Source organism: Actinoplanes sichuanensis, from assembly GCF_033097365.1.
Lineage (GTDB): Bacteria > Actinomycetota > Actinomycetes > Mycobacteriales > Micromonosporaceae > Actinoplanes > Actinoplanes sichuanensis.
On record NZ_AP028461.1, the window covers coordinates 10,814,922 to 10,840,732 of the forward strand.

The 25,811-nt window shown below is 71.1% G+C and carries 22 protein-coding genes and 1 pseudogene; 17 read left to right on the forward strand and 6 right to left on the reverse strand.

The annotated features are described in order from the left end of the window. Window positions 1-54 precede the first annotated feature (54 nt). Window positions 55-3,597, forward strand: coding sequence for a SpoIIE family protein phosphatase (locus Q0Z83_RS49780; protein WP_317790574.1), 3,543 nt, complete (start codon window positions 55-57; stop codon window positions 3,595-3,597). On the opposite strand, the gene Q0Z83_RS49785 is transcribed toward Q0Z83_RS49780, so the two are convergent. After that, entirely contained in the window at window positions 3,584-3,898 is a 315-nt protein-coding gene (locus Q0Z83_RS49785; protein ID WP_317790575.1) for an STAS domain-containing protein, read from the reverse strand. The genes Q0Z83_RS49780 and Q0Z83_RS49785 overlap by 14 nt on opposite strands. A gap of 82 nt (window positions 3,899-3,980) precedes the next feature. Here Q0Z83_RS49785 and map point away from each other — a divergent pair, with 82 nt between their 5' ends. Beyond that, window positions 3,981-4,838 (forward strand): type I methionyl aminopeptidase, encoded by an 858-nt coding sequence (map, locus tag Q0Z83_RS49790; protein WP_317790576.1) that lies wholly within the window; start codon window positions 3,981-3,983, stop codon window positions 4,836-4,838. A 1-nt stretch (window position 4,839) separates the two neighbouring features. Here map and Q0Z83_RS49795 read toward each other — a convergent pair whose 3' ends face one another. Genes Q0Z83_RS49795 through Q0Z83_RS49805 form a run of 3 tightly spaced genes read right to left on the reverse strand, consistent with a single transcriptional unit; the run spans window position 4,840 to window position 6,501 of the window. Further along, window positions 4,840-5,547: a nucleotidyltransferase domain-containing protein gene (locus tag Q0Z83_RS49795; protein ID WP_317790577.1), complete on the reverse strand. Its 708-nt coding sequence runs from the start codon at window positions 5,545-5,547 to the stop codon at window positions 4,840-4,842. 43 nt (window positions 5,548-5,590) lie between these two features. Then, window positions 5,591-6,016, reverse strand: a complete 426-nt coding sequence (locus tag Q0Z83_RS49800; RefSeq protein ID WP_317790578.1) for a ferritin-like domain-containing protein — start codon at window positions 6,014-6,016, stop codon at window positions 5,591-5,593. A gap of 17 nt (window positions 6,017-6,033) precedes the next feature. Further along, entirely contained in the window at window positions 6,034-6,501 is a 468-nt protein-coding gene (locus tag Q0Z83_RS49805; protein ID WP_317790579.1) for a hypothetical protein, read from the reverse strand. A 121-nt stretch (window positions 6,502-6,622) separates the two neighbouring features. On the opposite strand from Q0Z83_RS49805, the gene rimP reads away from it, so the two are divergent. The 11 genes and pseudogenes from rimP to truB all read left to right on the forward strand — a co-directional run bounded on the left by rimP (window position 6,623) and on the right by truB (window position 17,492). After that, on the forward strand, window positions 6,623-7,243 hold the full coding sequence (gene rimP, locus Q0Z83_RS49810; protein WP_317790580.1) for a ribosome maturation factor RimP: 621 nt from the start codon (window positions 6,623-6,625) through the stop codon (window positions 7,241-7,243). Further along, window positions 7,240-8,256 carry a transcription termination factor NusA gene (nusA, locus tag Q0Z83_RS49815; protein ID WP_317790581.1) on the forward strand — a complete coding sequence of 339 codons (1,017 nt, stop codon included), beginning with the start codon at window positions 7,240-7,242 and terminating at the stop codon, window positions 8,254-8,256. Before rimP ends, nusA begins: the two co-directional genes overlap by 4 nt. 183 nt (window positions 8,257-8,439) lie before the next feature. Beyond that, window positions 8,440-8,619: a YlxR family protein gene (locus Q0Z83_RS49820; RefSeq protein WP_317797344.1), complete on the forward strand. Its 180-nt coding sequence runs from the start codon at window positions 8,440-8,442 to the stop codon at window positions 8,617-8,619. A gap of 107 nt (window positions 8,620-8,726) precedes the next feature. Continuing rightward, window positions 8,727-8,877 (forward strand): annotated as a pseudogene (locus tag Q0Z83_RS56010) (translation initiation factor IF-2 N-terminal domain-containing protein); the annotation flags it as partial. 104 nt (window positions 8,878-8,981) lie between these two features. Next, window positions 8,982-11,828, forward strand: coding sequence for a translation initiation factor IF-2 (gene infB / locus Q0Z83_RS49825; protein WP_378078922.1), 2,847 nt, complete (start codon window positions 8,982-8,984; stop codon window positions 11,826-11,828). A 66-nt stretch (window positions 11,829-11,894) separates the two neighbouring features. After that, complete coding sequence (locus Q0Z83_RS49830) at window positions 11,895-12,920, forward strand: TRM11 family SAM-dependent methyltransferase (RefSeq protein WP_317790582.1); 1,026 nt, start codon at window positions 11,895-11,897, stop codon at window positions 12,918-12,920. Window positions 12,921-12,951: 31 nt separating this feature from the next. Beyond that, on the forward strand, window positions 12,952-13,245 hold the full coding sequence (locus Q0Z83_RS49835; protein WP_317790583.1) for a DUF503 domain-containing protein: 294 nt from the start codon (window positions 12,952-12,954) through the stop codon (window positions 13,243-13,245). A gap of 72 nt (window positions 13,246-13,317) precedes the next feature. Further along, window positions 13,318-13,791 carry a 30S ribosome-binding factor RbfA gene (rbfA, locus tag Q0Z83_RS49840; RefSeq protein ID WP_317790584.1) on the forward strand — a complete coding sequence of 158 codons (474 nt, stop codon included), beginning with the start codon at window positions 13,318-13,320 and terminating at the stop codon, window positions 13,789-13,791. Continuing rightward, entirely contained in the window at window positions 13,788-14,798 is a 1,011-nt protein-coding gene (locus Q0Z83_RS49845; protein WP_317790585.1) for a DHH family phosphoesterase, read from the forward strand. The genes rbfA and Q0Z83_RS49845 overlap by 4 nt, the downstream gene beginning before the upstream one ends. Window positions 14,799-15,224: 426 nt before the next feature. Further along, window positions 15,225-16,556, forward strand: coding sequence for an MATE family efflux transporter (locus Q0Z83_RS49850; RefSeq protein WP_317790586.1), 1,332 nt, complete (start codon window positions 15,225-15,227; stop codon window positions 16,554-16,556). Between the two features lie 48 nt (window positions 16,557-16,604). Further along, the gene (gene truB, locus Q0Z83_RS49855) at window positions 16,605-17,492 is read left to right on the forward strand and encodes a tRNA pseudouridine(55) synthase TruB (protein ID WP_317790587.1); all 888 of its coding nucleotides are present in this window, start codon (window positions 16,605-16,607) and stop codon (window positions 17,490-17,492) included. A 1-nt stretch (window position 17,493) separates the two neighbouring features. Here truB and Q0Z83_RS49860 read toward each other — a convergent pair whose 3' ends face one another. Together Q0Z83_RS49860 and Q0Z83_RS49865 are read right to left on the reverse strand one after the other, a co-directional pair. Further along, window positions 17,494-17,886: a response regulator gene (locus Q0Z83_RS49860; RefSeq protein ID WP_317790588.1), complete on the reverse strand. Its 393-nt coding sequence runs from the start codon at window positions 17,884-17,886 to the stop codon at window positions 17,494-17,496. Beyond that, window positions 17,883-20,528, reverse strand: a complete 2,646-nt coding sequence (locus Q0Z83_RS49865; RefSeq protein ID WP_317790589.1) for a hybrid sensor histidine kinase/response regulator — start codon at window positions 20,526-20,528, stop codon at window positions 17,883-17,885. The genes Q0Z83_RS49860 and Q0Z83_RS49865 overlap by 4 nt, the downstream gene beginning before the upstream one ends. 101 nt (window positions 20,529-20,629) lie before the next feature. Here Q0Z83_RS49865 and Q0Z83_RS49870 point away from each other — a divergent pair, with 101 nt between their 5' ends. From Q0Z83_RS49870 to Q0Z83_RS49885, 4 genes are all read left to right on the forward strand, one after another. Continuing rightward, window positions 20,630-21,562 carry a bifunctional riboflavin kinase/FAD synthetase gene (locus tag Q0Z83_RS49870; RefSeq protein WP_317790590.1) on the forward strand — a complete coding sequence of 311 codons (933 nt, stop codon included), beginning with the start codon at window positions 20,630-20,632 and terminating at the stop codon, window positions 21,560-21,562. Window positions 21,563-21,676: 114 nt separating this feature from the next. Further along, the gene (gene rpsO, locus Q0Z83_RS49875; protein ID WP_317790591.1) at window positions 21,677-21,946 is read left to right on the forward strand and encodes a 30S ribosomal protein S15; all 270 of its coding nucleotides are present in this window, start codon (window positions 21,677-21,679) and stop codon (window positions 21,944-21,946) included. A 187-nt stretch (window positions 21,947-22,133) separates the two neighbouring features. Continuing rightward, the gene (locus tag Q0Z83_RS49880) at window positions 22,134-24,455 is read left to right on the forward strand and encodes a polyribonucleotide nucleotidyltransferase (RefSeq protein ID WP_317790592.1); all 2,322 of its coding nucleotides are present in this window, start codon (window positions 22,134-22,136) and stop codon (window positions 24,453-24,455) included. Between the two features lie 6 nt (window positions 24,456-24,461). After that, the gene (locus Q0Z83_RS49885) at window positions 24,462-25,790 is read left to right on the forward strand and encodes a M16 family metallopeptidase (RefSeq protein ID WP_317790593.1); all 1,329 of its coding nucleotides are present in this window, start codon (window positions 24,462-24,464) and stop codon (window positions 25,788-25,790) included. Window positions 25,791-25,811: the final 21 nt, after the last annotated feature.

The window sequence follows — 25,811 nt, forward strand, 5'->3', positions numbered from 1 at the left end:
ACCACCGGTGCGGTGTTAACGTGCGACCGGACCGGACGTGTGGGAGGCATGCATATGGGCGCCCTGCCGAGGCGGCTCCGCAACGCCTTCGAGCGGGGCGGCGAGATGGGCGCCCGGATGTCCACGCTGGACTGGTCGGCCACCCCGATCGGTGATCCGTCGACGTGGCCGCCCGAGCTGGCCGACGCGGTGGCCACCATGCTCGCCTCCCGTGCCCAGATCATCATCTTCTGGGGCCCGGAGTACGTGGTGCTCTACAACGACGCCTACACCGCGACGATGGGCAGCAAACACCCCGGTTTCCTGGGCCGGCCGGGTAGCGAGCTGTGGGCCGAGGTCTGGGACGTCCTGCATGAACTGTTCCGCGGTGTGATCACTGACGACGAGTCGTTCTACGCCCGTGACCACCTGTTCATGATCGAGCGCAACGGGTTCGTCGAGGAGACCTACTTCGACATCTCCTACGACCCGATCCGGTCCGCGGACGGGGTGCCCGGCGGGGTGCTGTGCATCGTCACCGAGACCACCGGACGGGTTCTCGGCGAGCGCCGGGTGCGGACCCTCAGCGCGCTGGGCCGCGGGCTGGCCGACTCGCCGGACCAGGCCACCCTCGCCGCCGACGCGGCCATGGTGCTCACCGGCGACGCCGAGGACGTTCCGTACGCCGCCGTGGTTCTGAACGACCCGGACCCGCACCCGGCGATCCGTGCGTCGATCACGAGCGGCCGGCCCGGCCGTGTCCTGCTCGCCGAGCTGACCGGCCCGGCGCCGTCCGCGGCGGCCGAGGCACTGGTGCTGCCGATCGGCGTGGGCGCGGACACGATCGGGGCGCTGGTCGTCGGGGTCAGCCGCTACCTGGCGCTGGACGGCGACTACCGCGACTTCCTCGACCTGGCGGCAGCCCAGATCTCCCGGGCGGTGGCCAACGTCCGGGCCTACGAGCAGGAGCGCCGCCGGGCCGCCGAGCTGGCCGCGCTCGATCAGGCGAAGACCGACTTCTTCTCGAATGTGAGCCATGAGTTCCGTACCCCGCTGACGTTGATCCTCGGGCCGTTGGAGGATCTGATCGAGGACCCGGCCCTGGACGGGCCGGTGCGGGACCGCCTCCGACCGATGCACCGCAACGCGCTCCGGCTGCTCAAACTGGTCAACACCGTGCTCGACTTCTCCCGGATGGAGTCCGGTCGGATGGCCGCCGTCTTCCGGCCCACCGACCTGGCCCAGCACACCGCCCGGCTGGCCGGGACCTTCCGGCCGGCCATCGAGCGGGCCGGGCTGACGCTGACCGTGGACACGCCGGCGCTGGGCGAACCGGTCCACATCGACCACGAGCTCTGGGAGAAGATCGTCTTCAACCTGCTCTCCAACGCCGTCAAATTCACCCGCGACGGTGGCGTCGAGGTCCGGATCCGGGCCGCGGACGGCCACGCCGTGCTGTCCGTCCGCGACACCGGTGTCGGCATCCCGGAGGCCGAGCAGGCGCTGCTCTTCGACCGGTTCCACCGGGTCACCGGGGCCTGGTCGCGCAGTCACGAGGGCACCGGGATCGGCCTGGCGCTGGTCCGCGAGCTGGCCGGGCTGCACGGCGGTTCGGTGGGGGTGCGCAGTCGCCCCGGTCAGGGCAGCGAGTTCACCGTCCGGCTCCCGTTCGGCTCGGCTCACCTGCCCGCCGACCGGATCAGCGACGACCCGGCGCCGCCGGGCGACCCGATCGAGCCGCGGCTCTGGGTCGACGAGGCGACCTGGTGGGCCGGGGACGGGCCGCCCGCCCCACAGCCCGTGCACCGGAGGGCCGGCGGCCGGATCCTGCTCGTCGACGACAACGCCGACCTGCGTGAGCACGTGTCCAGGCTGCTCGGGCCGTACTGGGACGTGGTCACCGCGGTGGACGGGATGGGCGCCCTGGACCTGGCCCGGGAGCAGCAGTTCGACCTGGTGCTCACCGACGTGATGATGCCCCGGCTGGACGGGTTCGGTCTGATCGCCGGGCTGCGCGCGGATCCGCGTACCCGGGATGTGCCGATCGTCGTGCTCTCCGCCCGCGCCGGTGAGGAGGCCGCGGTCGAGGGACTGTCCGCGGGCGCCGACGACTACCTGGTCAAACCGTTCTCCACCCGGGAGCTGACCGCCCGGGTCCGGGCCAACCTGGAGCTCGGGCAGCAGCGCCGGGAGACCGTGAACCGGCTCCGCGGGCTGGTCGACGCGGCCGCCGCGCTCAACGCCGTCCCCACCACCGCCGAGGTGTTGGAGGTCGCCGCCCGGCACGTGCTGGCCATGACGTCGGCCGGCCGGGTGCTGCTGACCACCCCGGAGGGTCGAGCCGAACGCGACGGTGGTGCCGCCGGATCGGCCCCACCCGACCTGATCCTGCCGCTGCCCGCCACCAGTGGGCCGCCGCTCGGTGAGCTACGGGTGTGGGCCGGTCCCTGCGTCCCGGTCGAGCCGGTGGTACTCACCCAGTTGGCCCGCCTGGTCGGGTTGCGGCTGGCCAACGCCCGCCTCTACGAGACCGAGCACCGGATCGCCTCGACCCTCCAGCACAGCCTGCTGCCGCACACGCTGCCCCGGGTGCCGGGAGCCATCGTGGCCGGGCGGTATGTGCCCGGCAGCAGCGAGGCCCGGGTCGGTGGCGACTGGTACGACGTGATCGCCGGCCCAGACGGCGTGCTGTACCTGGTCATCGGCGACGTGGTGGGCAAGGGGGTGCAGGCCGCCGCCGTGATGGGGCAGTTGCGTAACGCGCTCCGGGCGTACCTGCTGGAGGGTTTCGACTGCGGCGCCGCGCTGACCCGGCTGAACCGACTGGTCGACACGCTCGGCCGGCGGCAGTTCGCGACAGTGCTCTGTGTCGGGTTCGACCCGCGGACCCGGCGGATGAGCTTCTCCTCGGCCGGGCACCCGTCACCCGTGCTGATCCCGCCCGGTGGGCCCGGCACGTTCCTGTACGGCCCGGCGCTCGGACCGCCGATCGGGGCGCTCGGCGTCGTCACCTACCCGACCCGGGAGACCGAGCTGACCGCCGGCGCCCGGCTGCTGCTCTACACCGACGGCCTGATCGAGGACCGGCGGCAGGGCATCGACAGCGGTCTCGCCGACTTGACCGCCGACGTCGCCAAACCCACCGAGCACGTCGACGACCTGCTGGACGCGCTGCTGGCCAAGGCGGCCCGGCAGACCCGCCGCGACGACATCGCCCTGGTCGCGCTGGAGGTGACCGAGCCCAGCGAGTTCGTGCTGCGGCTGCCCGCCGAACCGGGCCTGCTCACCGTGCTGCGCCGCCGGCTGGAGGACTTCCTGGCCGCCCACGAGGTGCCCGAGGAGGACGCGTTCGACCTGGTGGTGGCGGTCTCCGAGGCGGCCGCCAACGCCATCGAGCACCCGGTCGACCCGGCCGAGCCGGTGATCACCGTGACCGCGTCGCTGCCGGAGGACGCGGTGGTGGTGTCGGTCCGCGACACGGGCGGCTGGCGGCCGGCCGGTGACGCCGGATTCCGCGGTCGGGGGCTGGCCCTGATCGGCGCGCTCACCGAACTGTCGGTACACCGCTCGGCCGAGGGCACCGAGGTGACCCTGCGCCGGCCGCTCAGCTCTGCTTGAGCCAGGGCTGGGTGCTCAGGCCGGCTATGTCGAGGACCCGGCGCACCCGATCGGAGGGGAACACCTCCAGCGCGCCCGCGTAGTGGTCGACCAGTCGGACCAGGGTGTGGATGGCGGCCGAGTCGAAGAAGGTGACTGCCCGTAGGTCGACTGTCGCCGCCGTCACCCGGCCCGGCGTGGCCGCCTCGAACAGCGCCCCGGCGGTCGCCATGTCGACCTCGCCGGTCACCGTGACCGTGACCCGATCACCGACCACCTCGCCGACCGCGGAGAAACTCGGGTCCGCACCCACTTGATCCACGCCGAATACGATTCCACAGCGGTCCGCACACCGGCAAGGACGGGCCCGGTCGGTGCCGTGGCCGCCGGTTAGGCTGTTCCTCATGACCGTACGTGCCCCACTCGTACCGGGAAAGCAGTCGCGCGCGCGATCGGTCCCGGCACAGATCGTCCGCCCCGAGTACGTCGGGAAGAAACGTCCCCAGCAGTGGCGCGGCTCGCACGTGCAGTCCACCGAGACGATCGAGAAGATGCGGATCGCGGGCCGGATCGCCGCGCAGGCCACCCAACTCGCCGGCGAGCACTGCAAGCCCGGTGTGACCACCGACGAGATCGACCGGGTGGTGCACGAGTTCCTGCTCGACCACAACGCCTATCCGTCGACGCTGGGCTACAAGGGCTTCCCCAAGTCGTGCTGCACCTCGCTCAACGAGGTGATCTGCCACGGCATCCCGGACTCCACCGTGCTGGAGGACGGCGACATCATCAACGTCGACGTCACCGCGTACCTGAACGGGGTGCACGGCGACACCGACGCGACCTTCCTGGTCGGTGACGTGAGCGACGAGGCCCGGCTGCTCGTCGAGCGCACCCGTGAGGCGATGATGCGGGGCATCCGCGCGGTCGCGCCGGGCCGACCGATCAACGCGATCGGCCGGGTCATCGAGGCGTATGCGCGACGGTTCGGGTACGGCGTGGTCCGTGACTTCACCGGGCACGGGATCGGCGAGACGTTCCACTCCGGGCTGTACATCCCGCACTACGACAACCCGCAGCTCACCACGGTGATGGAACCGGGTATGACGTTCACCATCGAGCCGATGATCACGCTCGGCACCCATGAGTACGAGATGTGGCGTGACGGGTGGACGGTCGTCACCAAGGACCGTCGGTGGACCGCCCAGTTCGAGCACACCCTCGTGGTGACCGACGACGGCTACGAGATCCTGACCCTGCCCTGAGCTAGTCGAAGAGGGCGCCGAGCCGGCCGTCCACCGGGCGGCCGCGCGCGGTCAGCTCCTCGGCCTGATATCGCAGGATCGCTCCGAGCTCCTGCATGTCGGCCGCGGCCACGCCGGTGTGCTTGACCGCGTCGGCCGTGTTACGGAAATAGGTGCGGGTCAGGAAACCGGCGACCAGGGCGGCGTGCAGCCGGGCCTCGGCCATCAGGATCAGGGCGGCGTCGGTCTCATACCACTGGGTGAGTCGTACCGCCCGGGCGTGCGCGCTGTTGGCTATCGCCCAGTTCTGCCGGGCCAGGCCGGTGAACTCCATCGGCCGGGCCTCGGCGAGCAGACTGAGGTGGGCCTCCCGCCGCACCTTGAACCACTCCTGTGGATCGTGCAGCGCAAACGTGGTGATGTAGGTGTCGGCCTGCATCGGCCAGTAGGTGGTCAGCTGCCGGGCCTGGCCCAGCCCCTCCTCGGCGGTCGTCACCCGCAGGTCGACCGGGATGCCGTCGACGTTGCGGCGGGCCGGTTTCGGCCCGGTCCGCGGACGGTACGTGATGACGACCAGATTGACGTCGCTGCTCTCGGTGTCGTCGCCGTGTGCCATCGAACCGCACAGCCCGATCGACTGGACCTCGGCCGACCAGCGCTCCTGAACGGCGTCGCGCAGCCGGATAGCGAGCGACCCGCGAGGCATGGTGGTGTCGAGCTCGGCGATCACAGGCCCATTCTCGGGCATCCACCCGCCCCGGGTGGCGCGATCATCAGGCCGGGCGGCCCGGAAAGGCCATTGTCAGCGGTGTGACCTCGGCGATGCGCCGCCAGCGGGTCGCACGAACTGCGGAGTCGGTCAAATGCGACAGCGCGTCGACCCGTTCGTCGCCCTCGGTGACCGGCAGCAGCGCCCGCCACGCCTGGGCCACCCCGTCCTCGACATGGACGGCCAGTTTCAGCGCGCCCTCCCGGTCGGTCACCTCGAACGGCAGCTCATACGCCGCCGGAGCGGGCGCGGCACTGGCCTGCAGCTCGTCGATGCGGTCGATCAGGTCGTCACGCCGGGCCCGGTGCTCCAGGTCGGCGGCGCGGGCGCGGGCCACCTCGTCGGAGTCGGTCAGGTGCACGCCGATCACGCCGTAGGCATAGATGGCCGCCTCCTCGGCGGCGAGGGCGGCGGCGAGTTGTTCCGTCACGCGCGAAGAGTATCGGGTCAGCGCAGCGCCTCAGCGTGTGTGGCGCGGCAGGCGGCGATCGAGCCGGCCAGCATCGCCCGATCGGCCGGGGCGGCCTTGCAGGCGGCCGCCGCGGTCTTCTGCCCGGCCAGCTCGGCCTTACGCAGCGTGGCGACACTGTCAGCGGGGGCCGCCGGTGCCGATGCCGACGGTGCGGCCGACACCAGCGCGGCGCCGATCAGCCGGGAGAGGTCGGCGGCGTGCGCCCGGTGGTCCTCGGCCAGCGGGGTGAGCCGGGTGGCCAGTGCCGGCTGCGAGACGATCACCCGGTCGTACGCCGCGGCCAGCGCGAGTGTCTCGTCGAGCAGGGGCTGGAAGGCATCCGGCGGGGGAGCGGGCTCGGGCTCGGAGTCGAAGACGCCGCAGCCCGCGAGCGCCGCGGAACCCAGCAGGACACCGAGGAAGTTCCGCCGTGAGTTCGTCAGCACGGTGCCAGTGAACACCATTCGGTGCGGCGCTGCTTCGCCCCGCCCGTCGGCACGTTACGCTTCGCGTCAGCCGCGGGGCCGTGAACTGCCCGGCGGCATATAGTCGTTCCTGCGAGAAGCTAGCGAGAGGTCGAGCCCGATGACGCAGCGTGGTCGCGCCGGGGCCCGGCCCGGTGGTCGCCCCGGCGCCCGCCGCACCCGGCCGGAGCCGGAGACCCGTAACCCCACCCTTCCCCGTGTCGACCTGACCGCCGCGCGTGCCCGGGTCCGCGAGGTGGTCGAGCCGGTGATCACCGCGGCCGGTTACGACCTGGAGGACCTCTCCCTGTCCCGGGCCGGCCGCCGGCACGTGGTCCGGGTCCTGATCGACACCGACGGCGGCATCAGCCTGGACGACGTGGCGGTGGTCTCCCGAGAGATCTCCGCGGCGCTCGACGCGGCCGAAGAGGCCGGCGGCGAGGTGCTCGCCGGGGAGTATCAGCTGGAGGTCGGCTCACCGGGGGTGGACCGACCGCTCACCCAGCCGCGGCACTGGCGGCGCAACACCGGCCGGCTGGTCGCGGTGAACGGGTTGACCGGCCGAGTGATCTCGGCCGACGAGACCGGCGTGACGCTCGACGTGGACGGGACGATCCGGGAGCTGGGCTTCGCCGAGTTGGGGGCGGGCAAGGTCCAGATCGAGTTCAAGCGCATGGACGAAGCCGAGTTCGACGAGTCGGACGACGAAGAAGACGACGACGAAGGGGAGGGCGAGGAATGAACATCGACCTCGCGGCGCTGCGCGCCCTGGAGCGCGAGCGGGAGATCCCGTTCGAGACCATCCTGGCGGCCATCGAGACCGCTCTGCTCACCGCCTACCGGCACACCGAGGGCGCGGAGAGCCACGCCCGGGTGGAGATCGACCGCAAGAGCGGTGTGGCCTCCGTGCTGGCGCAGGAGTTCGACCAGGACGGCGCCCTGGTGCGTGAGTGGGACGACACGCCACACGACTTCGGCCGGATCGCCGCGATGACCGCCAAGCAGGTCATCCTGCAGCGGCTCCGGGAGGCCACCGACGAGCAGCACTTCGGTGAGTACGCGGGGCGCGACGGCGACCTGGTCACCGGTGTGGTGCAGGCCGACGCCGCCCGTGCCGAGAAGCACATCGTGACGGTCGACCTGGGCAAGCTGGAGGCGGTCCTGCCGCAGTCCGAGCAGGTGCCCGGGGAGACGTACCCGCACGGCACCCGGATCCGCTGCATCGTGGTGCACGTGGCCAAGGGCTTCCGCGGCCCGCAGATCACCCTGTCCCGCTCGCACCCGGCCCTGGTGAAGAAGCTGTTCGCCCTCGAGGTGCCGGAGATCGCCGACGGGACCGTGGAGATCGCCGCGATCGCACGTGAGGCAGGTCACCGTACGAAGATCGCGGTGCGCTCGACCGTGCAGGGTGTGAACGCGAAGGGCGCGTGTATCGGCCCGATGGGCCAGCGGGTCCGGGCGGTCATGAGCGAGCTGCACGGCGAGAAGATCGACATCATCGACTGGTCGGACGACCCGGCCCAGTTCGTCGGCAACGCGCTCTCCCCGGCCAAGGCCCTGCGGGTCGAGGTGGTGGACGCGGCCAGCCGTACAGCCAGGGTGACCGTGCCGGACTTCCAGCTGTCGCTGGCGATCGGCCGGGAGGGACAGAACGCCCGGTTGGCCGCTCGGCTCACCGGTTGGCGCATCGACATCCGTCCGGACAGCGAGCCGACCGGAGTCTCGGACCGTGATGCGGCCGAGGCGGGGAACTGACCGGATACGCGTGCGGCGCGAACGAGAGGTAGACTTGCTCTCGGTCGGCCCGACGCGAACCTGCGTCGGCTGCCGCAAACGCGCGCCGGCCGATCGTTTGCTGCGGTTCGTCGCGGCAGATTCGGGGGAAACCTCCGGCTTCTGCCCGATCCGGCCCGCCGACTGCCGGGGCGGGGAGCACATCTGCATCCCGATCCGGCCTGCTTCGCGCAGGCGGAGCGACGTCGCGCCTTCGGGCGTGCGTTGCGTCTCACTGGACTTGCTAACCCAGAACTGCTTGCGGAGCACATCCGTATGGTCTCCGTGCCGTGCGGATCCACCGATGACGAGGCGTCGCCGCCCCGTCACGACCCAGCAAGGTAGGACGACCCAGATGAGCACACGATGAAGTCCCTGAAATGACCAGGCTTCTAGTGCACGAGTGAGGTCTGTGCGGGCGCTGCTCGTACGACCTCGAAGTGAGGAGTGCAGTGCCAGGCAAGGCCCGCGTACACGAGCTCGCCAAAGAGCTCGGGGTCGACAGCAAGACCGTTCTCGCCACCCTGAAGGAGATGGGCGAGTTCGTTAAGTCCGCGTCCAGCACCGTCGAGGCCCCCGTGGCCCGCCGGCTGCGTGGCGCCCTGGAGCAGGGTGGCGCCATTCCGGCGTCCTCCTCGGCTCCGGCGCCGAGTGCGCCCACCTCAGGTGGCCCCGGCCCGTCCGGCTCGCCGCGTCCGGGTCCCCCGATGGGGCGGCCGCAGCCGCCGCGTCGTCCGGGTCCCGCTCCGAGCGCGCCCACCAACAGCCCTACTTCCCCCGCGCCCACCCCCGGTCCGTTCCGTCCGGGTCCCAAGCCGGCCGTTCCCGGCCGTCCGGGCCCGACTCCCGGTCCGGTCGCGAAACCGGCCAGCGCCCACGACATCGAGGTGGCGGCCGCCGAGGCGCGCGCCTCGGCGTTGAAGGCCGAGCAGGAGGCCGCGGTCAAGGCCGCACAGGCCGCTCGCACGCGGGACGCCGAGCGCCGTCAGGGCACGACCGAGGGTGGCGCTCCGCGCGGCCCGCGGCCCGGCCCCGGCAGTGTTCCGCCTCGTCCGGGTTCGCCCGCCGCCGGTCGTACCGGTGGCCAGGGTGGTCCGGGTGCCCCGGGTGGTCCCCGTCCCGGTCCGGCCGGCGGCGCTCCGCGTCCGCCCGCGCGTGGCCCGGGTAACAACCCGTTCGGTGTCTCCGGCGGCGGCGCTCCGCGTCCCACGCCGGGCTCGATGCCGCGTCCGAACCAGGCGGGCATGCCGCCGCGGCCGAGCCCCGCCTCGATGCCGCCGCGGCCCAGCCCCGCCTCGATGCCCTCGCAGCGTCCCGCCGGTCCCGGCGGCGGCCGTGGCGGTCCCGGTGGCGGCGCAGGTCGTCCCGGCGGTCCCGGTGGCGGTGCAGGCCGTCCCGGTGGCGGCGGTGGCGGCTACCGCGGTGGTGGCGGCGGCGCCGGTGGCGGTTTCCGTCCCGGTGGCGGCGGCGGTGCCGGTGGTGGCTTCCGTCCGGGCGGTCCCGGTGGCGGCGGCGGTGGCTTCCGTCCCGGTGGTCCCGGTGGCGGCGGCGGTGGCCCGGTCGGTGCCGGTGCTCCGGGTCGTCCCGGTGGCGGCGGTCCCGGTGGCCGTGGTCGTGGCGGCGGCGCGGCGGGTGCCTTCGGGCGTCCCGGCGGCCGGCCGACCCGTGGCCGGAAGTCGAAGAAGCAGCGGCGTCAAGAGTTCGACAACCTGTCCGCCCCGCAGATGAGCTCTGGTGCTCCTCGCGGTAGTGGCCAGGACGTCCGGCTCTCGCGTGGCTCGTCGCTCTCCGACTTCGCCGACAAGATCAACGCCAACCCGGGCTCGCTCGTCCAGGAGATGTTCAACCTGGGCGAGATGGTCACCGCGACGCAGTCGGTGTCCGATGACACCCTGCTGCTGCTCGGTGAGCACCTGGGCTTCAACGTCGTGATCGTCAGCCCCGAGGACGAGGACCGTGAGCTGCTCGCGCAGTTCGACATCGACCTCGACGCCGAGGTGGCGGAGGACCGTCTGGTCACCCGTCCGCCGGTGGTGACCGTCATGGGTCACGTCGACCACGGTAAGACGAAGCTGCTCGACGCGATCCGCAAGACCAACGTGGTCGCCGGCGAGGCGGGTGGCATCACCCAGCACATCGGTGCCTACCAGGTCGTCGTCCCCCACCAGGGGGAGGACCGGGCGATCACCTTCATCGACACCCCGGGTCACGAGGCGTTCACCGCCATGCGTGCCCGTGGTGCCAAGGTGACCGACATCGTGATCCTGGTGGTCGCGGCCGACGACGGCGTCATGCCGCAGACGGTCGAGGCGCTCAACCACGCGAAGGCGGCCGACGTGCCGATCGTCGTCGCGGTGAACAAGGTCGACAAGCCGGACGCCAACCCGGACAAGGTCCGGCAGCAGCTGACCGACTACGGCCTGCTCGCTGAGGAGTACGGCGGCGACACGATGTTCGTCAACGTCGCGGCCAAGCCCGGCATCGGCATCGACGACCTCCTCGAGGCCGTCCTGCTGACCGCCGACGCGGCGCTCGAGCTGACCGCCCCGATCGACGGCCCCGCCCAGGGTGTCGCGGTCGAGGCCCACCTGGACAAGGGTCGCGGTGCCGTGGCCACCGTCCTGGTGCAGAAGGGCACGCTGCGGGCCGGTGACTCGATCGTCGCCGGTGGTGCGCACGGTCGTGTCCGGGCCATGCTCGACGAGAACGGCAACGCGATCGCCGAGGCCGGTCCGGCCCGTCCGGTCCTGGTGCTCGGTCTCACCTCGGTTCCGAGTGCGGGTGACACCTTCCTCGCGGCTGAGGACGACCGCACCGTGCGGCAGATCGCCGAGCAGCGGCAGGCTCGCCGTCGTGCGGCGACCTTCGCCAACTCGGGTCGCCGGAAGTCGATGGAAGACATCATGCGCGAGATCGAGAAGGGCGAGACGACTGCTCTCACCCTGATCATCAAGGGTGATGGTTCGGGTTCGGTCGAGGCCCTCGAAGAGGCGCTGTTCAAGATCGAGATCCCGAGCGAGGTCGAGCTCAAGGTCATCCACCGCGGCGTCGGTGCGATCACCGAGAGCGACGTCAACCTGGCGTCGGCCTCGTCCGACCAGATCGCCACGATCATCGGCTTCAATGTCCGGGCCTCGAACAAGGTCAAGGAGATGGCCGACCGCGCCGGCGTGGAGATCCGCTACTACAGCGTGATCTACCAGGCCATCGAGGAGATCGAGGCGGCTCTGAAGGGCCTGCTCAAGCCGGAGTACGAAGAGGTCGAGCTGGGCACCGCGGAGATCCGCGAGGTCTTCCGCTCGTCCAAGATCGGTCTCATCGCGGGTTGTATCGTCCGCTCGGGCCTGATCAAGCGGAACGCCAAGGCCCGGATCATCCGGGACGGCACGGTCGTGGCCGACAACGTCACGATCAGCTCGCTGAAGCGGTTCAAGGACGACGCCACCGAGGTCCGCGAGGGCTTCGAGTGTGGTCTGACCCTGAGCGGCTACGGCTCTCCGCAGATCGGCGACACCATCGAGACGTGGGAGATGCGCGAGAAGCCGCGCGCGTAACCCGTATCGGATCGACGACGGCCCCCGGTGCTCAGGCACCGGGGGCCGTCTCGGCAGAATGGCCGCATGTCCCGGTATGCCTTGCTGCTCGCTCCGTCCGCCAACCGCGTCTACGCCGATCAGGCGTCGCGCATGTCCCAGGCGGAGCTGGCCGCGTTCGCGCCGGTCCTCTCGTCGGAGCTCGCCGACATCGAGGTGTCGCTGATCGGCGGGGTGGAGTATCTGACCTTCAGCGCCGAGCTCGGCGACACCGACATCGGATACCTGTCGAACCTCTCGTCGGCCTACGCGCTCTTCGAGCGGGTCGAGGATCTGCTGCGGCCGCTGACGCTGACCCCGCTGGCCCGGTACGACAGCGACCTCATCACGATCCCGAAGTACGCGGGCAAGACCAACGAGCAGTTCACCAAGCTGGTCCTCAACCTCACCCTGCTGGCCTCGGCCTCCGCGGGGCGGATGCTCGACGGCGGCCTCACCGTCCTCGATCCCCTGTGCGGCCGGGGGACGACCCTCAACCAGGCTTTGATGTACGGCTACGACGGCATCGGCGTGGAGATCGACGGCAAGGACGTCGAGGCGTACAAGCTGTTCCTCCAGACGTGGCTGAAGCGTAAGCGCCTGAAGCACACCGCCGAGCTGGTGCCGATGCGCCGCCAGGGCCGCCGGGCCGCCCGCCGGCTGGAGGTGACGATGGCCGCCAGTAAGGACGATCACAAGGCGGGCGCCGTGCAGAAGGTGACGGTGCTGCACGCCGACACCACCGGGCTGGACGGTCTGATCCGGGGCAACGTCGCCGACGTGTTGGTGGCCGACCTGCCGTACGGGGTGGCGCACGGCAGTTACGACGACGGTGGCGGCATCTCCCGGCGCCCGCTGGACCTGCTGGAGCGGGCCGTGCCGGAGTGGCTGCCGCTGCTGCGTCCGGGTGGTGCGATCGGCCTGTCCTGGAACACCAAGGTGGCCAAACGGGAGCTGGCTGAGGACATCCTGCTGGCAAACGATCTGGAGATCGTCGAGCACCTGCCGCTGGAGCACCGGGTGGACCAGGGCATCGAGCGCGACGTGATCGTGGCCCGCAAAATCCCGCGCTGACCGACGGGTCCGCCGAGTAGCGTGCTCGCTGATGTATACCGAGACCGCGATCTTCGACCTGCTCCTGCCCGGTGACTCGCATTCGCTGAAGCAGAAGCGTTCCTATGTCCGGCCGATCATCGCGATGCTGAAGAAGTTCGACGTCAGCGTCGCCGAGGTGGGCCTGCACGACCTGCATGGCCGTGCGCAGATCGGGGTAGCCGTGGTGGCGGCGGAGGCGTCCCAGGCGCGTGCCGTCGTCGACACCTGTGAGAACCAGGTGGCCGGGCGCCCCGAGATCGAGCTGCTCTCCGTCAAGCGAAGGCTGTACGGCGACGACGATTGAGCGCCTGGGTACGCTTCAGCAGTTGGGCGGGGGCGGTACGACCCGCGGGATACACAGTCGGAGGTGGGCGAGATGTCCAACCCAGCCAAGACGCGCCGGCATGCGGAGCGGATCAAGGAGCTGGTGGCCAGGCTGGTGCGGGAGATCAAGGATCCCCGCCTCGGCATGGTGACGATCACGGACGCCCGGATCACCGGCGACCTGCGCGAGGCGACGGTCTTCTACACGGTTCTGGGTGACGTGACCGAGCAGGCGTCCACGGCGGCGGCGCTGGAGAGCGCGAAGGGCATGCTGCGCACCCGGGTCGGGCACGCGCTCGCTCTGCGGCACTCGCCGAGCCTGACGTTCGTGCTGGACGACGTTCAGAACCATGTCAAGGAGATCGACGACCTGCTGGCCGAGGCCCGGCATCGGGACCAGGAGGTCCAGCAGATCGCGGCCGGTGCGACGTATGCCGGGGACCCGGACCCGTACAAGAGCGAGGACGACGACGAGATCGAGGACGACGAGCCGGAGCCGGTCGGCGCCCGCGAGGACAAGGGGTGACCGAGGGTCCGTCCGCCGATCTGTGGGCCGCCGCGGTCGCGGCGGTCCGCGCGGCCGGCCCCGATGACGAGGTCCAGCTGATCTGTCACGTCAGTCCCGACGGGGACGCGCTCGGCAGCATGCTGGGTTTCGGGCTCGGGCTGCGGCGCCTCGGATTCACCCGGGTTCGCGCGACGTTCCCGGGTGACTTCGTGGTGCCTACGCCGTACCAAAAGCTCCCCGGTGTGGATCTGCTCGTGCCGGAAGCGGACGCCTTCGCCGACCCGCGCCTGGTGCTGGTCTTCGATGTGGCGAGCGAGTCGCGCCTCGGCGCGCTCGCCGACCGGGTCACGGCCGCGCCGGCCAGTGTGATCCTCGACCACCACGCGTCGAACACCGGATTCGGTGGGGTACGGCTGGTCGACCCGCACGCGGCGGCGACCTCGGTGGTGGCCGACGGGCTTCTGAGTCGTCTCGGTGTGCCGCTGGACCCGGAGATCGCCGAGTGTTTCTATGTCGCGCTGGCGACCGACACCGGTTCGTTCAAGTTCGACATGACCACGGTATCGGTTCACGAGCTGGCGGCGCGGCTGATCGCCACCGGGCTCCGGCCGGGGGAGATATCCCGGCGGATCTTCGACAGCAAGCCCTTCGGGGCGATGAAGCTCACCGGCGAGGTGATCGGGCGGGCGATCCTGGAGCCGGCCGCGGCCGGTGGGCGGGGCATGGTCTGGACGTACGCGACGCTGGCCGACCTGGAGCGGCACGCGCAGCCGCCGTACGTGCTGGACACCCTGATCGACCCGGTGCGCTCGGTCGCCGAGGCGGACGTGTCGGTGGTGGTGAAGCAGGTGGCGGCGGGCGAGTGGTCGGTGTCCCTGCGCAGCAAGGGCGCGGTCGACGTGAGCGCGGTGGCGGTCTCGCAGGGCGGTGGCGGTCACCGTCTGGCCGCCGGTTTCACCGGGTACGGGGAGCCGTCCGACGTGATGGACACGGTTCGTCGGCTAGTTGACGAATACCTGAATTAGCAGCCGTTTCCGCTGCGTGGCGGGGGTCACTCGGGAGGGTGGCGCCCGCCTTTTCCATCCCGGATCGCGGGATCCAGGCCTGCAACGGCGGGACTGAACGTTAGTTTGGGACCTGAACGGTGATTTGGTTCGCCGCGGCTGCCACCGATGCCGCCCGCGAGCCCTCGAGCCACCCGGGTCCACCGCCCTGGGTCGCGTCACCTGGGCCAGTGGCCGCGGCGATCCCGGGGCCGGCTGGTGACGCTCCGCTCGACCCATCCGTGCTGGAAGGAAACTCTGATGGCTGCCAAGCCGAAGCCGAAGCCCGCTGACGACGCCGCCGAGCAGGCCCGCCGCGCTCTCCAGACCTCGATGGACACGCGTCAGTAGGTGTAAGTGACGGGTCGTCTTGCGACCCTTACCAGTGGGCGGGCATCATGGGTATCCATGAGCCCGCCTGCCGATGCGCACCTCCAGCCACAGCGCACCGCGACGGCCCGCCGGATCGCCGGCCTGGCCCTGCCCGCGCTCGTGGTCCTGGCCGCCGAGCCGCTCTACGTCCTCGTCGACACCGCGGTGGTCGGCCACCTCGGGTCCCTCCCGCTGGCCGCCGTCGCGATCGGCGGGACGATCATGTCGTTCGCCGTGTGGTTCGGGACGCTCATGGCGTACGGGACCACCGGTCGTGCCGCCCGTCGCTTCGGTGCCGGTGACCGGGCCGCCGCGGTCGCCGAGGGTGTTCAGGCCTCCTGGCTGGCGCTCGGCGCCGGTCTGCTCCTCGCCGTGGGCGGTGTCTTCGCCGCCGGGCCGCTCGCCGGGCTCCTCGCCGGTGACCCGGCGACCGCCGAGGCCGCCGCCGGTTGGCTGCGGATCGCCGTCCTGGGCGCGCCGGGCCTGCTCCTCGCCGCGGCCGGCAACGGCTGGATGCGCGGCGTCCAGGACACCCGCCGACCGCTCTGGATCGTGCTCGGCGCCAACGTGCTCTCCGCGATCCTCTGCCCGGTCCTGGTCTATGGCGCCGGGCTCGGGCTGACCGGCTCGGCCATCGCGAACGTCACCGCGCAGACCCTCGGCGGCCTGCTCTTCCTGATCGCGTTGATCCGCGAGACCCGCGCGCTGCGGCCGGTGCCGTCGATCATCGTGCGGCAGGTGGTGCTCGGTCGCGACCTGCTCATCCGGGGCGCCGCCTTCCAGGCCTGCTTCCTGTCCGCTACCGCGGTCGCCTCCCGGTTCGGGGTCGCCGCGGTGGGCGCTCACCAGATCGGGCTGCAACTCTGGTTCTTCGCGGCGCTCGCCCTCGACGCCGTCGCCATCGCCGCACAGTCACTGGTCGGGGCGGCTCTCGGTGCCGGGGCCGCGGCCGAGGCCCGGGATGTGGCCCGCCGGGTCACCCTCGCCGGTGGTGTCGCGGCGGTGGGGTTCGCCGTGCTGGCCGCCGCCGGGGCCTCGGTGGTGCCCGGCTGGTTCACCCCGGATCCGGCGGTGCACGACCAGGCGGCGATCATCTGGCCCTGGTTCGTGGCGTTGCTGCCGTTCGCCGGTGTCGTCTACGCACTGGACGGGGTGTTCATCGGCGCCGGCGATGTGGCGTTCCTACGCACGCTGACGATCCTGTCGGCGCTCCTCGGGTTCCTTCCGGCGATCTGGACGGCCTACGCGCTCGATCTCGGGCTGGGCGGGGTCTGGGCCGGGCTGGGGCTGTTCACGCTGGCCCGGTTCGCCGGTCTGGTCTGGCGCTGGCGCTCCCCGCACTGGCTGGTCACCGGTGCCACCCGCTGAAGGCTGATCGTCAGCGTCGTCTCGAAGGCCACCGAATAGGGTGGGCGGGTGAACACGGACGGACTGATCGTGGTGGACAAACCGGCCGGGATGACGTCGCACGACGTCGTCGCCCGGATCCGGCGGCTGGCGAAGACCCGACGGGTGGGGCACGGCGGGACGCTGGACCCGATGGCCACCGGTGTCCTGATCATCGGGGTCAATCGGGCCACCCGCCTGCTGACCTACGTGATCGGTGCGGAGAAGAGCTACGCCGCGACGATCCGGCTCGGTGAGTCGACGATCACCGACGACGCCGAGGGCGACGTCACCGCGACGGTCCCGGCCGGGCACGTCACCGACGAGGCGATCCGGGCCGGGCTGGCCGTCCAGGTCGGTGAGATCGACCAGGTGCCCAGCGCGGTCAGCGCTATCAAGATCAACGGTGAGCGGGCGTACAAGCGGGTCCGGGACGGGGAGACCGTGGAGATCCCGGCTCGCCGGATCACCGTCTACCGGCTCGACGTCCTCGACATCAGGCGGCCCGCCGGCCGCGAGGTGGTCGACGTGGACATCGAGGTGACCTGCTCCTCCGGCACGTACATCCGGGCCGTCGCCCGCGACCTGGGCACCACCCTCGGTGTCGGCGGTCACCTGACCGCGCTGCGGCGGACCGCGGTCGGCGGGATGACCCTGGACGCCGCGTCCACCCTGGCCGAGTTGGAGGAGCGGGCACCCGACGTGATCGGGCTGCCGCTCGCGGAGGCCGCCCGGCGCGCGTTCCCGCAGCGGGTCGCGAACGAGGAGGAGACCCGGGTGCTGCGGCACGGCGGGCCGCTGCCGGCGGTCGGTATCGAGGGGCCGTATGCGGTCTTCGACCCGGCCGGCGAGGTGCTCGCGGTGGTCAGCGAACGCGACGGCCGGGCCCGAGCCGAGATCGTCCTGGCCCCCGCCTGAGTCAGGGGTCGCTCAGGTGGCGGGCGATCGTGGCGACCAGGTCGGCGGCGGCGTACGGCTTGTCCAGGAAGTCGTCGCAGCCCGCCTCCAGCGCCGCCTTCTGATCCTGTGGCAGCACACTGGCGGTGACCGCGACGACGGGTGGCCGTGGTTCGCCGGTGGCGGCCAGTTCGCGGGCCAGGTTGAGACCGTTGCCGTCGGGCAGGTTGATGTCGAGCAGGATCAGGTCGAAGTCGGTGTCGGCCAGTCGTTCTCGGGCGGCGGCCAGCGTGGCGGCGTCGACCAGTTCGGCGTCCCGGACCGCGGCGACGGCGGCTCGGGCCAGCACCGCCTTGACCAGCATGCGGTTCAGTTCCTCGTCCTCGACCAGGAGGATGCGGTGCGGTTCGCTCACGGTTCGGACCTCCGGGCGTCGGTGGGCGGGACTGCGCTGCGGAGCGTGACGGCGATCTCGGGAACCCGGGTGATCCCGCGACGCGCGGCCGGATGAGGGCTGAGTCGGGGGGCGCCACCCCGGGTGAGGGCTTCGGCGACCGCTCCACCGGCCATCGCGGTGGCGATCAGCGGCGAGGTCCCGGAGGCGAGGGCCGTCGCGCTCAGCCCGAGCACCGGGGTGTGCCGGCCGGCCGGGTCCTGTTCGATCGCCGCGAGCAGGCTGAAGCCGTCCTCCTCGGGCGACTGCAGGTCGCAGACGATCAGGTCGAACTCGCCGGTGCGGCTGCGGGCCAGGCCGTCCCGGGCGTCGGCGCAGGCCACCACGTCGGCGCCGCCGGCCCGCAGTCCTTCGGCGATGGCCCGGCGGGCCTCGTCGTCGTGGTCGACCAGCAGCACACGCGGGGCGGGGCGGGCGGCGATCGCGTTGGTCAGGGCGCTGAGCAGGGCGGACTGCTCGACGGGTTTGACGAACCAGTCCTGTGCGCCGAGAGCGATCCCGGTCGGTGCCTCGTCCAGGATGCTGGCGAAGAAGACCGGGATGCCGGCCAGCCGATGATCACCCTTGAACCGCCGCAATACCTCCCAGCCGTCGATCCCGGGCAGGGTGACGTCGAGGACGACGGCGTCCGGGCGGCGTTCCCGGGCCAGTGCCAGACCGCTCTCCCCGGTGCCGGCCACCTCCACCCGGTAGCCCGCGTTGCCCAGCTGGGTGCTCATCAGCTCGGCCGACTGCGGGTCGTCCTCGATGAGCAGCACGTACGGCCCGGTGCCGGGATGGGCCGCGGAGGCGGCGATGGACGCGGCCGGCAGCTCGACGGTGAACTCGCTGCCCCGGCCGGGTTCCGACGCCAGGCTGATCACACCGTCGTGGGCGACGACCAGCCGCCGGGTCAGCGCCAGGCCGAGGCCGGTGCCGGAATGCCGCCGGTCCGGGTCGCCGGCCTGCTGGAACTCCTCGAAGACGCGTTCCAGATCGGCGGTGGCGATGCCGACGCCGGTGTCGGCGACCACGATCCGGACCCGGTCGCCGGCGGCGCGGGCGGTGACCGTGACATTGCCGTCGTCCGGGGTGAACTTGATCGCGTTGGAGACCAGGTTCTCGACGATCTGACGGAACCGCAGCCGGTCGGCGAGCACGGTCACCGGGGCCAGGTCGGCGCGGATCGCGAGCCGTTTGCCGGTGAACAGCGGGGCCAACCCGGTGAGCAGGTCCTCGATGGTGGTGTCGACCCGTACCGGGGCCAGCCGCAGCTCCAGCCGTCCGGACTCGACCTTGGTCAGGTCGAGGATGTCGTTGATCAGCCCGAGCAGGTGCCGGCCGCTGCTGTGCACATGATCGACCCATTCGGCGGGCACCCGGCGGCGGTCACCTTCCGGCTCTTCGAGCCGCATCAGGTCACTGAATCCGATGATGGCGTTCAAGGGGGTACGCAACTCGTGGCTCATATTCGCCAGGAAGTCGCTCTTCGCCTGACTGGCCCGGGTCAGAGCGGCCACCGAGGCGCTCAGTTCGGCCGTGATCGCCTGCCGTTCGGCCAGTAGCCCGGCCTGGCCGCCGAGGTCGGCGAGCAGCCGCAGATCGTCCTCGCTGAACAGGTTGCGGTGCCGGTTGAACAGCAGCACGGCACCCTCGACGTCGGGCGGCACCCGCATCCGCAGCACCCGGAGGAAGTCGTCGGCCAGCCCGTCACCGAAGTGGGCGACCAGACCCGGCCCGCCGTCCCGCATCCGTACCGGGGCGCGGTGCCGGGCCAGCCGGTCCAGGTCGGCCTCGATCGGGCCGTCACCCGGCCGGCCCGGACCGGAGTACGCGATCCGTCCGTACCCCTCATCGGTCTTGTGCAGCAGGACGGCGACCGCGTCGGCACCGGTCTGGTCCCGCATGATCTCCGCATAGGTCTGCCAGACCTGTTCCGGCGAGTCGGCCGGAGCGCGCAGCAGCCGTTCGGTGACCAGCTGGGCGGCCGCGGCCGCGAAGGCGCGCCGCAGCCATCGCGGCGGCTGAAAGGCGATCAGGTAGCCGAGAGCGCTGATCAGGGCCAGCGCGACGCTCGCCGCCCGCAGCGCGGTGTCGCCGCTGCGGCCGCGGAGCAGGATCACGCATCCGAAGGCGACCGTCGCGCCGGCCGCGGTCATCAGCCGGGCCCGGTTCGCGCCGGTCCGGGTCCGTGCCTCGCCGAACAGCAGCGCCGCGGCGATCAGTTCGACGGCCAGGAAGTAGAGCACCGCGGGCGTCCGGACCGGGGGCGGCAACGGCAGCGGCAGCACGACGATCGGGACGAGCAGGGTGAGGTATCCCACCAGTACGGCGGCGGTCAGCGCCCGGGGCACCGATCGCAGACGCCCGGCCAGGCGGAGGGTCAGGTACGGCTGGGCGAGGATGGCGGCCGCGCCTATCGCGTTCTGCCAACGCGGCAGCGTGCCCTGCGCCATGCGGGCCATGTCGATGCAGACGACCAGCACGAACGGGGCGAACACCAGGGCGACGTCGCGGCGCAGCGGGTCTCGGCGGCGGAGGAAACCGAGTAGAGCACGGAGGAAGAGCACCACGAAGGTGACCTCCGCAGCGAGCAGCACGAGGCGACTCCACTCGACGCTCATTTCGCCATTTATCGTACTCAGGTGGGTGAGGTGGAGGGCTGATACCGGCAGGCTGGCCGATCGATACGCTAGGGCGGGCACAGTCGGCGGAGGAGCGTTCGATGCAGCGATGGCGGGGATTCGAGACGATCCCGTCCGGGTGGGGCCGGTCGGTCGTGACGATCGGTGTCTTCGACGGGGTGCACCGGGGCCACCAGGCGATCATCGGGCATGCCGTGAAACGGGCCCGTGATTCCGGTCTGCAGTCGGTGGTGATGACCTTCGACCCGCACCCGGCCGAGGTGGTGCGCCCCGGCTCGCACCCGGCGGTGCTGACCGAGCCGGTCCGCAAGGCGGGGCTGATCGAGGCGCTCGGCGTGGACGCGCTGTGCGTGGTGCCGTTCACTCCGGCCTTCTCCCAGCTGACGCCGAACGAGTTCGTGCACGACGTGCTGGTCGAGTCACTGCACACCGCGGCCGTGGTGGTCGGCGACAACTTCCGGTTCGGGCACCGGGCGGCGGGTGACGTGGGTCTGCTCGAGTCGCTCGGCCGCACGTTCGGCTTCACCGTCGAGGACGCCCCGCTGGTGGCCGAGGACGGGCTGGTGTTCTCCTCCACGTACATCCGCAGCTGTGTCGACGCCGGGGATGTGCGGGCCGCCGCCGCCGCGCTCGGCCGTCCGCACCGCCTCGCGGGCGTGGTGGTCCGCGGCGATCAGCGCGGCCGTGAGCTCGGATATCCGACGGCGAATCTGATGACCCACCGATATGCGGCGGTTCCGGCCGACGGCATCTACGCCGCGTGGCTCACCCGGGGCGGGGAGAACGGCGTCCGATTGCCGGCCAGCGTTTCGATCGGCACCAATCCCACATTCTCCGGGCGGGAGCGTCGCGTCGAGGCGTATGTGCTTGATTTCTCCGGTGACCTGTACGGCGAGCGGGTGAGCCTCGATTTCGTCGCCCACCTGCGCGAGCAGCGTAAATACGACGCCATCGAGCCCCTGGTGGCCCAGATCGAGGCCGACGTCGCCGAGACCCGGGTGTTACTCAGTTGACCCCCTGGTAGGGTTGAACGGTCGTTGGAATATCCGACACCGGTCCCGCCTGCCTGCCCGACGCCGCGGGTCGCGGGGTAACCGTGCAATCGGCAACACAGAATCTCGGAGAACATGGCGCTCGATCAAGAGACCAAGAACAAGATCATGGGTGAGTACGCGACCAAGGAGGGCGACACCGGTTCGCCCGAGGTTCAGGTCGCCATGCTGACCAAGCGGATCGCCGACCTGACCGAGCACCTCAAGGCTCACAAGCACGACCACCACAGCCGTCGTGGCCTGCTCCTGCTCGTCGGCCAGCGCCGCCGCCTGCTGAACTACGTTCAGAAGAAGGACATCCAGCGCTACCGTTCGCTCATCGAGCGTCTCGGCCTGCGCCGATAGTTTCACCAGGGGAGCGGCTCCGGTCGCTCCCCTGATTTCCACCCCACGGACCCGCGCGGGTCGCAACCGTCAGCACCGGTCCTCGGTAGTGGTTCCCAGGTGTCAACCCTGGGCACTTCGATCGAAGACCGGCTCACTGCACCGCGCTGTTGACCGCCGGGTCCACGACGAAGGAGTACCGCACTTCATGACAGAGCAGAACAACGCTCTCGGCAACGAATCCCGTACGGCCGTCATCGACAACGGATCGTTCGGCACCCGGGAGATCGTGTTCTCCACCGGCCGCCTCGCGCAGCAGGCCGCCGGATCGGTGATCGTCCAGCTGGGCGACACCACCGTCCTCTCCGCGACGACCGCCAGCAAGCAGCCGAAGGACCACTTCGACTTCTTCCCGCTGACCGTCGACGTCGAGGAGCGGATGTACGCCGCCGGGCGGATCCCCGGCTCGTTCTTCCGGCGTGAGGGCCGTCCGTCCGAGGACGCCATCCTCACCTGCCGCCTGATCGACCGGCCGCTGCGCCCGTCGTTCACCAAGGGCCTGCGCAACGAGGTCCAGGTCGTCGAGACCGTCCTCGCGCTCGACCCGGCCCACCCCTACGACGTCGTCGCGATGAACGCCGCCTCGATGTCGACCAAGCTCTCCGGCCTGCCGTTCAGCGGACCGGTCGGCTCGACCCGCGTCGCGCACGTCGAGGGTCAGTGGATCGCCTTCCCGACCCTCGAGGAGCTCGAGCGGGCCACCTTCGACATGGTCGTGGCCGGTCGCGTCACCGCCGAGGGCGATGTCGCGATCATGATGGTCGAGGCCGAGGCCACCCCGCACGCGATCAAGCTGATCTCGGCCGGCGCCACCGCGCCGACCGAGGAGGTCGTCGCGAGCGGCCTGGAGGCCGCCAAGCCGGCCATCCGTGAGCTCTGCCGCGCGCAGAGCGAGCTCGCCGCGGTCGCCGCGAAGCCGGTCGCCGAGTTCCCGGTCTTCCTGGACTACCAGGACGACGTCTACTCCGCCGTCTCCGACGCGGTTCGCGCCGAGGTCGCCGAGGCGCTGAAGATCGCCGGCAAGCAGGAGCGCGAGGAGTCCCTCGACCTGGTCAAGGCGAAGGCGCACGAGCTGCTCGACGGGCAGTTCGAGGGCCGGGAGAAGGAGATCAGCGCGGCGTTCCGCTCGGTCACCAAGTCCGAGGTGCGCCAGCGTGTGCTGCGCGAGCAGGTCCGCATCGACGGCCGCGGCCCGCGTGACATCCGCCCGCTGACCGCCATCACGGGCGTGCTGCCCCGCGTGCACGGCTCGGCCCTGTTCGAGCGCGGCGAGACCCAGATCCTGGGCGTCACCACGCTGAACATGCTGCGCCTGGAGCAGTCGCTGGACACTCTCGCTCCCGAGAAGACCAAGCGCTACATGCACAACTACAACTTCCCGCCCTACTCGACCGGTGAGACCGGCCGGGTCGGCTCGCCGAAGCGGCGTGAGATCGGCCACGGTGCTCTGGCCGAGCGTGCGCTGGTGCCGGTGCTGCCGTCGCGCGAGGAGTTCCCGTACGCGATCCGTCAGGTCTCCGAGGCCCTCGGCTCGAACGGCTCCACCTCGATGGGTTCGGTCTGCGCCTCGACGCTGGCCCTGCTCAGCGCCGGTGTGCCGCTGAAGGCGCCGGTCGCCGGTATCGCCATGGGCCTGATCTCGGACGAGGTCGACGGCAAGACCGAGTACGTCGCGCTGACCGACATCCTGGGCGCCGAGGACGCGTTCGGTGACATGGACTTCAAGGTCGCCGGTACCGCCGAGTTCGTCACCGCCCTGCAGCTGGACACCAAGCTCGACGGCATCCCGTCGGACGTGCTGGCCGGCGCGCTGCAGCAGGCGCACGAGGCCCGCGCCACGATCCTCGCGGTGATGACCGCGGCGATCGAGGGCCCGGCCGCGATGAGCGAGCACGCCCCGCGGGTCACCACCGTGAAGATCCCGGTCGACAAGATCGGCATGGTGATCGGCCCGAAGGGTCAGACCATCAACGCGATCCAGGACGAGACCGGCGCCGACATCTCCATCGAGGACGACGGCACCATCTACGTCGGCGCGACCAACGGCCCGGCCGCCGAGGCCGCGGTCGAGCGGATCAACGCGATCGCCAACCCGACCCTGCCGAAGGTGGGCGACAAGTTCCTCGGCACCGTGGTGAAGACCGCCGCGTTCGGCGCCTTCATCTCGCTGCTTCCCGGCCGCGACGGCCTGTTGCACATCTCCAAGGTGGGCGACGGCAAGCGGGTCGAGAAGGTCGAGGACTTCCTGAACGTCGGCGACAAGGTCGAGGTGTCCATCGCGGACATCGACCAGCGCGGCAAGATCTACCTGGACAAGGTGCGCCCGGAGGGCGAGGAGGCCCCGGCCGCGGCCGCCGCTCCCGCCGAGAACCGGCCGCCCCGCGAGGAGCGTGCTCCCCGCGAGGGTGGTGGCGAGCCCCGCCGTCGCCGGTCGCGTCCGTCCGGTGACCGTGGCGAGCGTCGCGAGTAATCACCTGTGACAGATCAGAACCGCGGGCCGGCCACTAGGTCGGCCCGCGTCTCTACCCGGACCCTCCAGGACGGCGTCAAGAAGACCGTTCTGCCCAGCGGCCTGCGCATCATCACCGAGGCGATTCCGACCACCCGCAGCGCCGCTCTCGGCATCTGGGTCGGCATCGGCTCCCGTGACGAGACCCCGTCGTTGCACGGTGCCTCGCACTTCCTGGAGCACCTGCTCTTCAAGGGCACCCATCGGCGTACCGCCCTGGACATCTCCGCGGAGATCGAGGCGGTCGGCGGCGAGACGAACGCCTTCACCACGAAGGAGTACACCTGCTACTACGCGCGGGTGCTCGACGCCGACCTGCCGCTCGCGGTGGACGTGCTGGTGGACGCGGTGGCCGACTCGATCCTCGACCCGGCCGATGTGGAGACCGAGCGTGGCGTGATCCTGGAGGAGATCGCCATGCACGAGGACGAGCCGGGTGACGAGGTGCACGACGTCTTCGCCGAGGCGATCTACGGCGATCACCCACTCGGTCGGCTGATCTCCGGTACTCCCGAGTCGATCGCGCCGATGACCCGGGACCAGATCAACCGCTTCTACCGCCGCCGTTACACGGCGCCGGAGATCGTCGTCGCGGCGGCCGGGAACCTCGACCACCAGGCGGTGGTCCGGCTGGTGCGCAAGGCCCTGGCGGGCACCCCGCTGGACACCGGGCCGGCCGATCCGGCGGCGCCGCGTCCGGGCGACAAGAGGGTACGGGTACGCAAGGCCCACGACCTCGTCCTGCATCGCGACACCGAGCAGGCGCACATCGTGCTGGGCGGTCCCGGCCTGGGCCGGCACGACCACCGCCGGTTCGCGATGGGTGTGCTCAACAACGTGCTGGGCGGTGGCATGTCGAGCCGTCTGTTCCAGGAGATCCGGGAGAAGCGTGGCCTGGCCTACTCGGTGTATTCGTACGCCGGGCAGTACGCCGACAGCGGCCTGTTCGGGGTCTATGCCGGATGCGCCCCGGCCAAGGCGCGAGAGGTGCTCGACCTGATCCGGGTCGAACTGGACCGGGTCGCGACCGACGGCATCACCGCCGAGGAACTGACCCGCGGCCGGGGCATGACCAAGGGGTCGTTCGTGCTGGGCCTGGAGGACACCGGTTCGCGGATGAGCCGGCTGGCCAAGTCGGAGCTGCTGCACGGTGACCTGATGGGTGTCGACGAGATGCTGGCCCGGGTGGACGCGGTCACCGCCGCGGAGGTCCACGCGGTCGCGGCGGATCTGCTGGCCCAGCCGTTGTCGCTGGCGGTGGTCGGCCCGTTCGACTCCGGCGAACTGCCCGCGTAGTGTGCGCCACCGCCCGGCCGT

Excerpts from the sequence above, each read along its gene's own strand:
- Q0Z83_RS49830 (WP_317790582.1), top strand. The coding sequence starts at position 11,895 with ATGTCCCGGTATGCCTTGCTGCTCGCTCCGTCCGCCAACCGCGTCTAC.
- map (WP_317790576.1), top strand. The coding sequence starts at position 3,981 with ATGACCGTACGTGCCCCACTCGTACCGGGAAAGCAGTCGCGCGCGCGA.
- Q0Z83_RS49870 (WP_317790590.1), top strand. The coding sequence starts at position 20,630 with ATGCAGCGATGGCGGGGATTCGAGACGATCCCGTCCGGGTGGGGCCGG.
- rimP (WP_317790580.1), top strand. The coding sequence starts at position 6,623 with ATGACGCAGCGTGGTCGCGCCGGGGCCCGGCCCGGTGGTCGCCCCGGC.
- Q0Z83_RS49805 (WP_317790579.1), bottom strand. The coding sequence starts at position 6,501 with ATGGTGTTCACTGGCACCGTGCTGACGAACTCACGGCGGAACTTCCTC.
- rpsO (WP_317790591.1), top strand. The coding sequence starts at position 21,677 with ATGGCGCTCGATCAAGAGACCAAGAACAAGATCATGGGTGAGTACGCG.
- Q0Z83_RS49850 (WP_317790586.1), top strand. The coding sequence starts at position 15,225 with ATGAGCCCGCCTGCCGATGCGCACCTCCAGCCACAGCGCACCGCGACG.
- Q0Z83_RS49780 (WP_317790574.1), top strand. The coding sequence starts at position 55 with ATGGGCGCCCTGCCGAGGCGGCTCCGCAACGCCTTCGAGCGGGGCGGC.
- Q0Z83_RS49880 (WP_317790592.1), top strand. The coding sequence starts at position 22,134 with ATGACAGAGCAGAACAACGCTCTCGGCAACGAATCCCGTACGGCCGTC.
- infB (WP_378078922.1), top strand. The coding sequence starts at position 8,982 with ATGGGGCGGCCGCAGCCGCCGCGTCGTCCGGGTCCCGCTCCGAGCGCG.
- nusA (WP_317790581.1), top strand. The coding sequence starts at position 7,240 with ATGAACATCGACCTCGCGGCGCTGCGCGCCCTGGAGCGCGAGCGGGAG.
- rbfA (WP_317790584.1), top strand. The coding sequence starts at position 13,318 with ATGTCCAACCCAGCCAAGACGCGCCGGCATGCGGAGCGGATCAAGGAG.
- Q0Z83_RS49865 (WP_317790589.1), bottom strand. The coding sequence starts at position 20,528 with ATGAGCGTCGAGTGGAGTCGCCTCGTGCTGCTCGCTGCGGAGGTCACC.
- Q0Z83_RS49835 (WP_317790583.1), top strand. The coding sequence starts at position 12,952 with ATGTATACCGAGACCGCGATCTTCGACCTGCTCCTGCCCGGTGACTCG.